Source organism: Bacillus sp. FSL R5-0286 (genome assembly GCF_038593245.1).
Classification (GTDB): domain Bacteria; phylum Bacillota; class Bacilli; order Bacillales; family Bacillaceae; genus Bacillus; species Bacillus altitudinis.
The window spans coordinates 812,522-824,812 of the sequence record NZ_CP151977.1 but is presented as its reverse complement, the minus strand read 5'-3'; the positions used below and the strand labels follow the sequence as shown (position 1 = coordinate 824,812).

Sequence of the window (12,291 nt, the reverse complement as noted above, 5' to 3'; positions counted from 1 at the left end):
CAGTATAAACCTTTCAGTTAAGGGGAAGGTCAACAAGAAGTTGATTAAATTTTTCAAAAGCACAAAAAAAAACCTAGATTTCTCTAACATCTAGGTTTTGCTCATTATCCTACTATTTTTTCTAACAATCCCATCTGCTCAACAATCTTTATATCATCCATAAATCGTTGCAAACTTACTTTATGTTCTTTCTTTTGTAAATCTGTTGAATAACCTAAGCATAGATTAAAAATACAATCTAACCTTTGTCCGACTCCACTATAAAAATAATTCGTCAATATTCCATTATTTTCACTTGCAAGAACCACAACTGTAGCGATCTCTAATACATATTCTATATCTTCTATAGAAATCGTTCGCTCCTTTTTCTTAGCAGTCATGAATTCATGACTATCAATAGAACGAATCCTACCTTCAAGTAAATTGAGTATAGACCTTTTATAGATGACATACACACTGTGAATATGATGTTTATCAGGACAATAGGGATCTTGTAAAATGAATTTTATACGTTCATCTTCTTTTTCCATTTTTATTGCATCAAGATCATATAATAAAATATGATCAATTTCTTCTATTTTCGTAGGAGGAAACATGTGGGCTACATCTGTTTTGTTTTTCATTTGATCACCCCGAAATCTAGTCTCTCTTACTCCAAACGTTCCAATCTTTCAAGCCACTTGACAATAGTTCCGTTTGTAAAGAAATCGAGTATGACACCCTCGCAAAATCGTTCAGCTCTCAGAACCCCCATGATGAGAGCCAGTACACACTGCGCATTTACATTTGAGGTGTCCACATTCACTAAATCGTTCATTCCACCCTCAATGCCATTTTCTTTGAGGATCTCACTGTAGCGGGTAAGCTCCATTTCTTGATGTTGTTCTGCAAAGGTATAGACATCCTCGATAAAACGACGGACCGTTTCGGAATAATTCACAAAGGGCATCTGAATCGGATGTTCTGCTGTTCCATCATTTTCTTTATCTATGACCCATTCACCAATATCATCGCCTTGAAGCATAGGGATATAGTTTGTTAAGATGTTAAATTGACTCAATCTCATCCTCCACCTTTCCATGAATTAAAAATTCTTTGATCGCTCTCTCTCAATAAGTTAATAAAAAAATCCGTGATGATCGTACAAACGAGAAGCCAGTATTCAAGTCACAAACCATTTTTATTCATTTCACTCTTTACACTGGTACCATCGATACAACTGTCCCCACATGCACGGTATTAATCATCTTGCTTGTCAACGTTTATGTGTCATATTAAATAATAAGCTGATACCAGTTGTGAATAAAGCGTCAAGGAATTTATAAGACGATTCCCAAATAAAAAAACACCTCTGTCACATCGTTGCGAAGAGGTTATGTTCACTATTTTGTCTTTATACTTCTTAGAAAGGCACTTCTGTTCTCTGTTGCATTTGTCAGCATCTTCGCATTTTCATTGAGTCTTTGTATCAATGCATCCTTAGCTTTTCCTTCAAATGAAGAGAGTAAAGCAACATACACTTCAGCTACAACCTGTTGTGCTGAAGAAAAGTCTGACGCATGTTTTGTGTCTTCTTTTAGATTCTGACAATGCGTTTTTAAACTTGAACCTACAATTTTTTTTAATTCCTCATTCTGTTGTAATCGTCTGTAAAACTCATCTGCATCCATATTAACTCCATATGGCAATTGAAATCCTCCTTACAACCGTAACCATCTTGCTAATTCATTATCCTTATCTTTTAAATCCTCCGCCATTTTCACAATAAACTCACTAATATCCTCTAAATCTCTAATCAAATAATGTAGAGAAGCCTCAGTTTGATACTGTTCTTCTGAGTCATAAAATGCTGCTCCATCTTTCACAAAAGGGGCGTGAAACAATATAGCTTTTTCAACGTCACTTGGATCTAAATCCTTGAATTCTCCTAACCTCTTTCCGCAAATAGATTTCACGTCATAAATCATTTTGCTGTGATCGTGAGGGAATTGTTCAATTGCTTGTTTTTTTGTTTTTAAGTCTTCGATAGCTGCCTGTAATCGACGAGCTAATTCTTTTGCATATTTGGCATCCACTTTGATGGTTTGTCCATTCATACCTGAATAAGATGAGAACGATTCGATATTCTGGTTATAAACACCTTTGCTTCCATCCACACTTTTGATATGACCATTCTTATCAAAAGTAAAGTTCGACTCATTTAAACTATGAGTATCCGGATCTTTTGCGAATGCTTGGCCATAGAAGGAAGTAATCAAATTTCCTAAAACCCCAGGAACACCAAACGGAGACACAAACCGATCTATACGCTCTCTTCGTGATTGACTAGGATCTTTCGTATAAATTGTCGTTCCATTGTGCCTGTCATATTCCAACAACCAACCTGCCCCCACCATATCATCAGGATTAATGATGGCTTTATGATACAAATCAAATTCGCCGTTTCTGATTTTCTTCTGAGTTTCTTCATCATGCAGTTTAACAATGGAAGGGTTGTTAAAGGCTACACTGTAAACATGATTGTTTACACCAGCGTATTCTGCATCTGCCCCTCCAAGTGAGTGACCCGTTGTTGAAATCACTGTATTAGTGCCAGCATACTTTTTCACTTCATTGGCGACGAGCTTATCACCTTGATCAAATTGAGATGTCTTAGTGACAATTTTGTATTCTCCACTTTTCAACAACATGGCTTGTTCCATACTACCGTTATACTTGGTAATCGCTTTAGAGTTTTCAGGTGCCTCTTTTTTCATGATGTATTTGACTTTCTTTTTCGGGTCTTGACCCATTACCACGTTGCCGCCATCTGCACTTATCACGTCAGCTTTGATTTGTTCTTGATTTGTTCCTTGAAAACCTACGACAACATTCTCAGGTTCTTTTGGTTTAACCCATTTACCTTCTTTTTTCTTGGCTTGGACAAATACATAAACATCTAGGCCTGTGTCTGGGTCTTTTTTGATTTTGTCTACATAAAAAGCTTTTTTTGAATCATTTACAAGTGGTGTCTTATTCTCATAGGCTTTTCTCATTTTCTTTTCACTATATGTATTTTGGCTCAGAGAAAAATAATCTTTATCTGTTAAATTAGGTATGTCCGTCTTTGTATTCATGTACAATGCCCCTTCTCTCATGTAAAATCTAAGATAGAAAGGATGGTTTTATGAAAAAATACATAATTATCCTTATAACTTTGGTTATTATAACACTTGGAGGGATATTTATGAAGGAACAACACGACAAAAAAACAGCTGCCCAAGAAGCTAAAAAAGAAGAATTGTATTCCTTGGCTAAGAAAAGAATGACTGACTTTATTAAAACAAACTATAATGATATTAAACGAATTGATTATACTGATGATTATGAGATAAACCCAATGGGCGGTATTGAAATTAATGGTTATCTCAATGAAAATAAGAAAAAAGAAATATGGGGAATCTATGATAAGGGCAATGACGAAGTCATATCTTTCACTGTAGATGCTAAAGAAAAACCCGAGTGCGAAGATAAAGTATGCGAGTATTAAAAAGAGGATAAATCATCGAATAAACAAAAACGTCCCCTTGGAATTTCAAGGGGACTATTTGTTTACTTCAAGAAGGCTTCGAGCTGCGCCTTTTTCTTTGGTTTTGGACCATATATACCATCTGCGATAACACCATGCATATATTCATATAAAACTTCCATTGATAAAACATGACTGGTGATATTTATGCTCACTTAAAAAAAATTTGGTGATTACTTCATATTAGAAGGTTAAATGATCATAATGGCCTTTCGCGGTTCTTTGCCCACTATTATTTAAGGACTAAAGACACCACACACTCCACATGCGCCGTATGCGGAAACATATCCACTGGCTGCATGTATTCGATCTTGTAGTCTTTTGACATGTATTCGAGGTCTTTTGCTAGTGTAGATGGGTTGCAAGAGACGTAGACAAAGCGTTTTGGTTTGACTTGTTTAACCGTGTCTAGGAAAGTGCGTTCGCAGCCTGTTCTTGGCGGGTCGACGACGATAACATCGGGACGGAAGCCTTCTTTGACCCATTTTGGCAGCCAGTGTTCGGCTGTGCCTGTCACATAAGTTGCGTTTTTCATGCCGTGTTTTTTGGCATTTTTCTTCGCGTCATCAATTGATTCTTTGATGACATCCATACCTCTTACTTCTTTTGCTCCATCTGAGAGCCACATTCCAATGGTTCCAACGCCGCAATACGCATCGACTACCTTTTCTTTGCCAGTCAGTTTGGCCGCTTTTTTCGCTTCGTCGTAAAGCTTTAATGTCTGCTTCGGATTCAATTGGAAGAAAGCCCGTGCACTCAATTCAAAGGAGACGTCTCCTAAAAATTCTTGGATGACCATGTTGCCAGCTAGGTGCGATGTTTTATGCCCAAAGATGACTGACGTTTTTTCGCCATTAATATTGTGCATAATAGACGTCACTTCTGGCAGACGTTTTTGAATGGCTTCGGCGATTTCTTTTTTCTTTGGAAACTCAGGCTTTGATGTGACAAGGACGACTTGTACTTCACCTGTTTCAAAGCCGACACGCACAACAATCGAGCGCACGTCGCCTTTTCTTGTCCGCTCGTTGTAGACAGATACGCCGAATTTCTCTAAAATTTTGCGGACGACGCCTGTTGTTTTGTTCGTTTTCGGATGCTGGACGATACATTCCTTGATCGGAACAAGTTTATGAGAATTCAGCCCATAAAGCCCTGCGATGATGTCGCCGCTATGTGATCTTCCGACTTGGAACTGACTTTTATTCCGGTAGTGCCACGGATCTTCCATACCGATTGTTGGTCTAATATCGATCTTTTCAACCGACAGCTTTGTATGACGCTCCATTGATTGAATGACAATATCGCGTTTTTCCTTTAATTGCTGCTCGTATGCCAAATGCTGAAGCTGACAGCCTCCGCACTCTTCGTATACTGGGCACGGCGGTTTCACTCGATGTTCTGAGCGCTTGCGGACTTTCCTCACCGTACCTTCTGCATATTTCGCTTGGACATTCGTTGCTTCAACTACTACTTCCTCACCTGGAAGTGCACCTGGGACAAAGACTACTTGCTTTTTAAAATAACCGACCCCTTCCCCATTAATGCCAAGGCGTTTAATGGTAAGCGGGAACTGCTGCCCCTTTTGCAGAAGGGCTCCTTGCTGTTTTTCTTTCACGTTTATTCTCTCCGTTCTATTTAAACCTTTATCGGTTGTCCTCATTTTATTCCATCTGAATAGTATATCACGACTTGGACGAAGAGCGAAAATGCCTTTCAATTATTTATCTGTCTCTATACTTCTCCATAAATAAAGGGAGGCGTAACTTAAATACGGTGCCCACTCCTTGCTTAAAACTGCCATCTCTTCTTTTGTTGGCTTTTCTGGCAGGTCAAAGTGACGTTTGATCGCATTTTGAACCCCGATATCTGCCATTGGAAAGAGATTTGGTCTTCCAAGTCCATTCATGAGGACATTTTGAACCGTCCAAGGTCCAATCCCTCTAATCGGAAGCAGACGTTCTTCAATTTCAATATCCGTTAAGTCGTGTAATTCTTCTAAATTCAGAGAGCCGCTCACTATTCGCTTTGAGACATCAATCACATATTCCGCTTTTCGCTGACTGAATTGCAGTTTTCTCAAATCGTCGGTTTCAAGTGATGCAATGGTATCCGGTAAAGGGTCAAACCAGACGCCGTCGATTTGCTCACCATACGTATGAACAAACCGTTTCGTCAGCTCATAAGCAAAGGCAAGATTGAGCTGCTGATGAATGATGCATTTCATCAAGCAATGATATAGATGGAAATCCAGCATAAGCGGCGTTCCGATATGACGTTCAAAAATGGGCGCAAGATTTGTTTGAGCAAAATGGTCATGCACGGCATGTAATTGATGTTCCATGCCAAATATCCGCTTCACCTCAGAAAGGATCGCTTCCTCCGGCCCGTTTGCCTGTACCCGGAACGAAGGTGCTTCTTTTGTTCCTGTCGCTTGAACGACTGCAATGTACGGTTTATGATTCAGCCTCATCGGTACTTTGATTTCTCTTTTATCCAGATCGACCGCCTTTAATGGATCGCTCGACAAACGTCTCAGCACTTGATCAAAGTGATAGGGCGGTTCAACCAATAAGTGTTTTTCCCACATGTTTTTCCTCTTCCTTTCTGCCAACACACGCAGATGTGATTGTTTCACTTTGCATGAATGATTCTCTATATTGAATACTTTTAAATATAAAGAGTACAAGAATTTATCAGTTATATCTTCCTTATTTATGGTCATTCTCCTTTTGGATAGATGAAAATTTTTAGTCGAATTCAGCTAAAATTCGACAGCAATCTTCAACATTTTAGGATCATTTTCCTTAAATTAGAAATAGAACCTATGGGTGATATCTTCTATTTCAAAAATATTTGTATAATTATGACATATCAAGGAGGTGAACAAAGGAATTAGCGGATTAGGCAATCATTTGTTTCATCTTGCAGGAACATATTTACCTCATTGATAACCGGCTTCACCTAGTTTCACGTTTTACTAAAAGAAGACCCAAATTTTAAAAACAAAGGAGATCCGACCAATGAAAAAAACAATTCTTTCTGTTGCCCTTGCCACTGCTGTTTCTTCGACACTACCAGTATTCGCTGACGCTGCTGAGCAAAAAACTGCTCCAGTTTCAACAACTATTCAGCAAACTGTGTTAAACAAAGCTGCTGAAGGTAAAGCTTCAACAAATGCGACAAATGTTAACATTAACTTTGACGTACTTGGAATTGCCAATGCATTAATTAATGCTGCAAATGCTAACACGAACCGTGAAGGCTTTGTCAAAGGATTAATGGAGTCTGCTTTCTATGCTGCTGGCGCAAAATACAATGTCATGGTCTTTAACTTAAGCCAAGGCTATGAGACTCGTTTCAACGGTGTTAAAACGTTTGCTACTGTTAAATACGGAAGCATTACGTACGGAGTTTGGGTATTTGAAAATGGATCTTTCACAAACAAAGGTGATGGCGGTTACATCAACTGGGCATTTAGAGGTTGGTTCGACCGTAACGGTGGTTTCGTCAACTTCCGTCGTCCTTAATTCTCGCTTTATCCATCAATCATACACGCACATTGGACCGATCTCAGCGATGAGATCGGCTTTTTTATGGTGAAAACGTATAAGTTCACCGCTGCTGCTTCATGATATAATGCAAGTCTGGAGGGGTGCACATGCTGAAAAAACTTGCAGTGACAAAAAACGGCGACTTGATTGAACATGCAACATTGCAGCAGCTTTCAAGCCCCGATATTGCCTGGTATTGGATTGATTTTTATGCGCCAACGGAAAAGGAAGCAGCACTGTTAAAGGAATTTTTTCAGTTCCATCCGCTTGCGATTGAAGACTGCTTCCATTATTTACAGCGGCCGAAGCTTGATTTTTACGAAGGGTATTTATTTTTCGTCCTTCATGCCCTCAATCAAAAAACACTTCGATCTGAAGAAGTCGACCTGTTTGTTGGAGAAAACTATATCGTTACTTTTCATTTGAAGGAAGCACCCTACATTGATCGAGTCATCCGAAAGCTCAAAGGGTCTGATAAAGCACGAGAGAGCGGTCCAGAGCATATGGCTTATATGCTGATTGACCAGCTCGTCGATGATTATTTTCCTATTATTTATCAAATTGAGGACAGGCTCAATGAAATCGAGGATGAAGAAGGGCATAAAACGTATGGTACATTAATGAACGAAGTATTCGGTATTCGATCCGATTTGCTCAAACTGCGCAGAACCATTATCCCGATGAGGGACCTCTTATATCGAATTGTGAACACGAATATGATGAAAAGCGATGTAAACCGGCAAGCATATTTTAATGATATTTATGATCATTTATTGAAACTAACAGAGATCGTTGAGTCAAACCGTGATATGACAGCCGATTTACGAGACAGCTATCAAACACTAAATTCCAACCGAATGAATGCCATCATGATGACACTGACCATTGTCTCGACGATTTTTATTCCACTGACCTTTATTGTTGGGGTGTATGGGATGAACTTTGATAACATGCCTGAATTACACTGGAAATATGGCTATTTTGGTGTACTGATTTTCATGGGTTTGCTTGTCTCAGGGATGCTTTTGTGGTTTAAACATAAAGGATGGTTTAGGATTTTTAAATAGTTTTTTGAGAGAAGTGCTTGAAAGGGAGATACTATGGAAAACTGGATTCCACTGACAGACAAAGAACTAAAGTACGCATGGAAAACATTTGATCAAAAGTTTAAATTTAACCCAAGCATCTCTCGCTTTCCCGGTTTTCAAGCACCATCTCCTTACATCACATATGATATCTCTGCTTATTTCGAGGACCCTTCTCTCCTAAGTGGGGATGAAGACCTTGAAAAGAAGGCACTGCTGTCTTTTCAGGAGAATATCACCGGAACGGACGAATATATGCAGGTACTTGATTGGCAGCACGACTGCTATTGGATCACACCATACGGCTCATTTGAAAAAGATGAATTTGGAGAATGGAGAGTTCCTGTGCTCCCAAATGGAGATTACTATTTCTTTTTATCAAAAGAGATGACTTGGGGTTTACTAGGACATCCTTGGGAGCAAAGCATCACGATTTTCGGTGAGGGCTTGATTGACTCCTTTACTCGTCATCGTCCCCTTTTGTTCCAGCGTAAAATAAGAGAAGGATAAGTCAAAAAGATTGCAGTGTCTGCAAGCCTCAGATTGTTGACAAAGGGCTAAAATGAACTTGATTTTAGCCCTTTGTCTTCTTTTCAGCGTGATAGAAAACCTTTGCAGTCTAGGAAGGACGAGTACTGGCGCGGAGCGAATTTCACATTCGTGAGCACCAGCACGCAGGACTGACAACGAATGCGAGGGTTTGGCTACACGCTGAAGCTTGCAGATGTCTGCAAGCTTTTTTCTATAGCTGAGGGAGATGCCATACTTTTTCAAGCATGAGATCGTCTAAGCTTTTAAAGGTATATCCTTGTTTTTTTAAAGCAGTGATGGCATCATCAAGTGCCTCGGCATTGTCCCTTGAGACGGTATGAAGTAAGTAAATGGCACCCGGATGCGCCTGTTTCATCATTTGATTGTACGCATACTGCTTTCCTTTTTGATGGTGGATGTGCCAATCTACAAACGCTACTGACCAGAAAACGGTTTGGTAGCCAAGCTGTTTCGTTTCCTTTAGTACCCTTTCACTGAACACCCCGCGCGGTGGACGAAGGTAGAGGTTATCTTGTTTTCCTGTGATTTTGTATACCGCTTCATTGACACGATCCAGCTCTTCTTTGATTTCTTTCGTGCTCTTTGTTGTTAAATCTGGATGGTGATAGGAATGGTTGCCAATAATATGACCTTCCTCTGCCATACGTTTGACGAGCTTAGGCTGGTCCTTTACGAAGTGCCCAGTCACAAAAAAGGTGCCGGGTACTTGATGTTTTTTCAGCACATCCAAGATTTTGGGTGTGTACCCATTTTCATAGCCATTGTCGAATGTAAAATAAATCTCTTTCTTTTTCGTATTTCCTAAATAGAAAGCATCATATTTCTTTAAGAGTGTCGTCAGTTCCTTACCGGCATCTGCTGGCTTGTGCTCTTTGCTTTTAGCAAATCCCCAATGAATCGGCTGATTAGACACGGCTTCTAAGTTTGAAAAAGGCATCGATACAAAAAGCGCACATAGACAGATCAGTATGCATTTTTTCATTTACGTCACTTCCCGGTTTTTCTTCTATTGTGCAGAATATACCGGGTACTCATACACTTTTTGACCTGCCAATTTAAAGAAAAAAGCCCGCATCAGCGCGAGCTATTCTTCCTTCCAATCGGTTTTAAACCGTTCATATTTCGCTTCCAGGTCGTCGATCATCTGGATGAGTCTGTCTATATCCTCAACGTCTGTGGATTCAGGATCTAATGAATCAATCACATTCATAAACATATCTAATCGGTTCTTTAAATAATCAACCTGCTGTTCTTTGCTGTCTGCTGCCTTGCCCATAGATACACTCCCTTTAGCATTTGTTTATAGCTTATCTTTTTTTCCTTTGTAAATCAATTGTGTCCCCTCTTGCGTATAACGGTGATGGGGCTTAAAATTAACTGTTGGCGGGTCTATGTTTGCCCGAATGAAAAGGAGATAGATACCATGAACCAAAAAACAGCACTTCGCCCGATTACACCTGCATTCGACCCTTGGGAAGCCTATCTCGATGTGCAGGATTACGGAGAAATGAAGCTGACAAATATTGAATTGACGACAACGACGTTGTGTAACATGAGATGTGAGCACTGTGCGGTTGGCTATACTTTGCAGCCAAAAGATCCGAATGCACTGCCACTCGATTTACTGCTTCGCCGTTTAGATGAAGTACCGCTCTTGCGTTCCCTTAGCATCACAGGCGGAGAGCCGATGCTGTCTCTGAAATCTGTACGGGAATATGTCGTTCCTTTATTAAAGTATGCCCATGAACGCGGCGTCCGTACCCAAATTAATTCGAATTTAACACTTGATTTGGCTCGATATGAAGAGATTATTCCATACTTGGATGTCCTACACATTTCACATAACTGGGGAACAGTCGAAGAGTTTGCTACGGTTGGTTTTGCAATGATGGACCGAAAGCCAACCTTTGAGCAGCGCGAGAAATTGTTTAACCGCATGATTGAGAATAGTCAAGCACTTGTGAAAGCGGGTGTAACCGTATCTGCTGAAACGATGCTGAATAAGCGTACGCTTCCTTATATTGAACACATCCATCGTCAAATCGTGGACGAGATGAAATGCCAGCGCCATGAAGTTCATCCGATGTATCCAAGTGATTTTGCCAGCGCCCTTGAATCATTGTCGCTTCCGCAAATGCGGGATGCGATTCATCAGCTGCTCGATGTTCGTGATGAGAACACATGGATGCTGTTTGGCACATTGCCATTTTATTCATGCAGCACAGATGAAGAAGACCAGCGCCTCTTGACTCGATTGCGTCAAGCGAAAAATGTGACAGTACGAAATGACCCTGATGGTCGTTCACGATTGAATGTGAATATTTTTGATGGGAATATTATTGTGACAGACTTTGGCGATACACCGCCATTAGGAAATATTGAAACCGATACGTTGCAATCAGCTTATACACGCTGGATGAACACAAAATTGGCAAAAGAACTGAATTGTCATTGCCCAAGTGTGCAATGCCTTGGTCCGAATGTTCTTGTGAAAAACAGTTATTATCAAGATGTTGATTTTACTTCTCGTACAGCCAGGGGGTAACCGATAGATGGACGAAACATTTCTGACAGTGGTCAAGAACAAATACATTGAAATTCTCCTTGTTGGCCTCATTCTTTGGCTTGCCGTCTTTATGATCAACAAAGCGCTTCAGATTTTCTTTAAACGCACTGAATTCATTGAAGACAAGAAGAAAAAAACGATTGAGAGCTTGGTCAAATCGGTTTCAAAGTATACAGCTTCCATATGTTTTGTCTTATATGTGATTTCTCTATTCTTTCATGACTTTGGGAAGATTCTTGCGGGGGCTGGTGTTGCTGGAATTGTCATTGGTTTTGGCGCTCAGACCTTGATTCGTGATATTTTAGCCGGCATCTTCCTCATTTATGAAAGGCAAATTCATAAAGGTGATTATGTGACGGTCAATAATCTTTTTAACGGAACCATTGAAGAAATTGGTCTCCGGTCTTTGCAAATTAGAGAATGGAGCGGCAAGCTGTTAACCATTTCAAACGGAGACATTCGTCAAATCCAAAACTACAATATGCACTACATGCGTATCACAGAGTCAGTCTTGATCAGCGCAAACCAAAATCCTGACATTGCTTTCAAGGCGCTAGAAACAGCATGTGATCAGTTAAATCAAATGCATCATGATTTACTGAAAAAAGATGAATTCCAAAACGCCATTGAACCTTTTCAGGTTCATGGCATTATGGGGCTCAATAAATTGAATCGCGGGATTGAGATCACCGTAAAAGGAATGGTCGAGGATGAAAAATACTTCGAAGCCGCCCTCGCTGTGCGAAAAGAAATGATCACACAACTTCACCAGCATGATGTGAAATTGCTTGAGGATCTCGTCTATCCACAGCCTGCAAAATAACCTCATTTGTGATGGGGTTATTTTTTAATTGTTTTTAGTTAACCAGTTAATTATAATATTATATAGTTCACCAGTTAACTAAAAGAAAGGGTGTTTACATTGAGAAAAACTGAAGCGATTTTTTTATTAAGCAAATGTATCAA

14 protein-coding genes are annotated in these 12,291 nt (G+C 39.8%); 6 read left to right on the top strand and 8 right to left on the bottom strand.

Annotated features, from left to right (window positions below):
* Positions 1–104: 104 nt before the first annotated feature.
* The 4 genes from NST24_RS04070 to NST24_RS04055 all read right to left on the bottom strand — a co-directional run bounded on the left by NST24_RS04070 (position 105) and on the right by NST24_RS04055 (position 3,116).
* Positions 105–623, bottom strand: a complete 519-nt coding sequence (locus NST24_RS04070) for a hypothetical protein (RefSeq protein ID WP_342462364.1) — start codon at positions 621–623, stop codon at positions 105–107.
* A 26-nt stretch (positions 624–649) separates the two neighbouring features.
* Positions 650–1,060, bottom strand: coding sequence for a DUF6508 domain-containing protein (locus NST24_RS04065; RefSeq protein ID WP_326377213.1), 411 nt, complete (start codon positions 1,058–1,060; stop codon positions 650–652).
* 322 nt (positions 1,061–1,382) lie between these two features.
* Positions 1,383–1,688, bottom strand: coding sequence for a hypothetical protein (locus NST24_RS04060; protein WP_041506592.1), 306 nt, complete (start codon positions 1,686–1,688; stop codon positions 1,383–1,385).
* Positions 1,689–1,700: 12 nt separating this feature from the next.
* Entirely contained in the window at positions 1,701–3,116 is a 1,416-nt protein-coding gene (locus NST24_RS04055) for a lipase (protein WP_159159462.1), read from the bottom strand.
* 50 nt (positions 3,117–3,166) lie between these two features.
* On the opposite strand from NST24_RS04055, the gene NST24_RS04050 reads away from it, so the two are divergent.
* Positions 3,167–3,529, top strand: coding sequence for a DUF1433 domain-containing protein (locus NST24_RS04050; RefSeq protein WP_178896506.1), 363 nt, complete (start codon positions 3,167–3,169; stop codon positions 3,527–3,529).
* A 271-nt stretch (positions 3,530–3,800) separates the two neighbouring features.
* Here the strand turns inward: NST24_RS04050 and rlmD are convergent, their stop codons facing one another.
* Together rlmD and NST24_RS04040 are read right to left on the bottom strand one after the other, a co-directional pair.
* Complete coding sequence (rlmD, locus tag NST24_RS04045) at positions 3,801–5,192, bottom strand: 23S rRNA (uracil(1939)-C(5))-methyltransferase RlmD (protein ID WP_045034519.1); 1,392 nt, start codon at positions 5,190–5,192, stop codon at positions 3,801–3,803.
* Between the two features lie 96 nt (positions 5,193–5,288).
* Entirely contained in the window at positions 5,289–6,158 is an 870-nt protein-coding gene (locus tag NST24_RS04040; protein WP_342462363.1) for a DNA-3-methyladenine glycosylase, read from the bottom strand.
* Positions 6,159–6,591: 433 nt separating this feature from the next.
* On the opposite strand from NST24_RS04040, the gene NST24_RS04035 reads away from it, so the two are divergent.
* The 3 genes from NST24_RS04035 to NST24_RS04025 all read left to right on the top strand — a co-directional run bounded on the left by NST24_RS04035 (position 6,592) and on the right by NST24_RS04025 (position 8,717).
* The gene (locus NST24_RS04035; RefSeq protein ID WP_024720250.1) at positions 6,592–7,098 is read left to right on the top strand and encodes a hypothetical protein; all 507 of its coding nucleotides are present in this window, start codon (positions 6,592–6,594) and stop codon (positions 7,096–7,098) included.
* A 131-nt stretch (positions 7,099–7,229) separates the two neighbouring features.
* Positions 7,230–8,189 carry a magnesium/cobalt transporter CorA gene (corA, locus tag NST24_RS04030; protein ID WP_041090710.1) on the top strand — a complete coding sequence of 320 codons (960 nt, stop codon included), beginning with the start codon at positions 7,230–7,232 and terminating at the stop codon, positions 8,187–8,189.
* Between the two features lie 33 nt (positions 8,190–8,222).
* A complete protein-coding gene (locus NST24_RS04025; protein ID WP_135010384.1) occupies positions 8,223–8,717 on the top strand; it encodes a DUF2716 domain-containing protein in 495 nt (164 codons plus the stop codon).
* Positions 8,718–8,949: 232 nt separating this feature from the next.
* Here the strand turns inward: NST24_RS04025 and pdaA are convergent, their stop codons facing one another.
* Together pdaA and NST24_RS04015 are read right to left on the bottom strand one after the other, a co-directional pair.
* Positions 8,950–9,741 (bottom strand): delta-lactam-biosynthetic de-N-acetylase, encoded by a 792-nt coding sequence (pdaA, locus tag NST24_RS04020; RefSeq protein ID WP_039168013.1) that lies wholly within the window; start codon positions 9,739–9,741, stop codon positions 8,950–8,952.
* 102 nt (positions 9,742–9,843) lie between these two features.
* The gene (locus tag NST24_RS04015; RefSeq protein WP_003218031.1) at positions 9,844–10,035 is read right to left on the bottom strand and encodes an SE1561 family protein; all 192 of its coding nucleotides are present in this window, start codon (positions 10,033–10,035) and stop codon (positions 9,844–9,846) included.
* A 147-nt stretch (positions 10,036–10,182) separates the two neighbouring features.
* On the opposite strand from NST24_RS04015, the gene yfkAB reads away from it, so the two are divergent.
* Positions 10,183–11,304: a radical SAM/CxCxxxxC motif protein YfkAB gene (gene yfkAB / locus NST24_RS04010; RefSeq protein WP_017358799.1), complete on the top strand. Its 1,122-nt coding sequence runs from the start codon at positions 10,183–10,185 to the stop codon at positions 11,302–11,304.
* A 7-nt stretch (positions 11,305–11,311) separates the two neighbouring features.
* A complete protein-coding gene (locus NST24_RS04005; protein ID WP_025206933.1) occupies positions 11,312–12,148 on the top strand; it encodes a mechanosensitive ion channel domain-containing protein in 837 nt (278 codons plus the stop codon).
* Positions 12,149–12,291: the final 143 nt, after the last annotated feature.

Excerpts from the sequence above, each read along its gene's own strand:
- NST24_RS04070 (WP_342462364.1), bottom strand. The coding sequence starts at position 623 with ATGAAAAACAAAACAGATGTAGCCCACATGTTTCCTCCTACGAAAATA.
- NST24_RS04055 (WP_159159462.1), bottom strand. The coding sequence starts at position 3,116 with ATGAATACAAAGACGGACATACCTAATTTAACAGATAAAGATTATTTT.
- NST24_RS04050 (WP_178896506.1), top strand. The coding sequence starts at position 3,167 with ATGAAAAAATACATAATTATCCTTATAACTTTGGTTATTATAACACTT.
- NST24_RS04040 (WP_342462363.1), bottom strand. The coding sequence starts at position 6,158 with ATGTGGGAAAAACACTTATTGGTTGAACCGCCCTATCACTTTGATCAA.
- NST24_RS04035 (WP_024720250.1), top strand. The coding sequence starts at position 6,592 with ATGAAAAAAACAATTCTTTCTGTTGCCCTTGCCACTGCTGTTTCTTCG.
- corA (WP_041090710.1), top strand. The coding sequence starts at position 7,230 with ATGCTGAAAAAACTTGCAGTGACAAAAAACGGCGACTTGATTGAACAT.
- NST24_RS04025 (WP_135010384.1), top strand. The coding sequence starts at position 8,223 with ATGGAAAACTGGATTCCACTGACAGACAAAGAACTAAAGTACGCATGG.
- pdaA (WP_039168013.1), bottom strand. The coding sequence starts at position 9,741 with ATGAAAAAATGCATACTGATCTGTCTATGTGCGCTTTTTGTATCGATG.
- NST24_RS04015 (WP_003218031.1), bottom strand. The coding sequence starts at position 10,035 with ATGGGCAAGGCAGCAGACAGCAAAGAACAGCAGGTTGATTATTTAAAG.
- yfkAB (WP_017358799.1), top strand. The coding sequence starts at position 10,183 with ATGAACCAAAAAACAGCACTTCGCCCGATTACACCTGCATTCGACCCT.
- NST24_RS04005 (WP_025206933.1), top strand. The coding sequence starts at position 11,312 with ATGGACGAAACATTTCTGACAGTGGTCAAGAACAAATACATTGAAATT.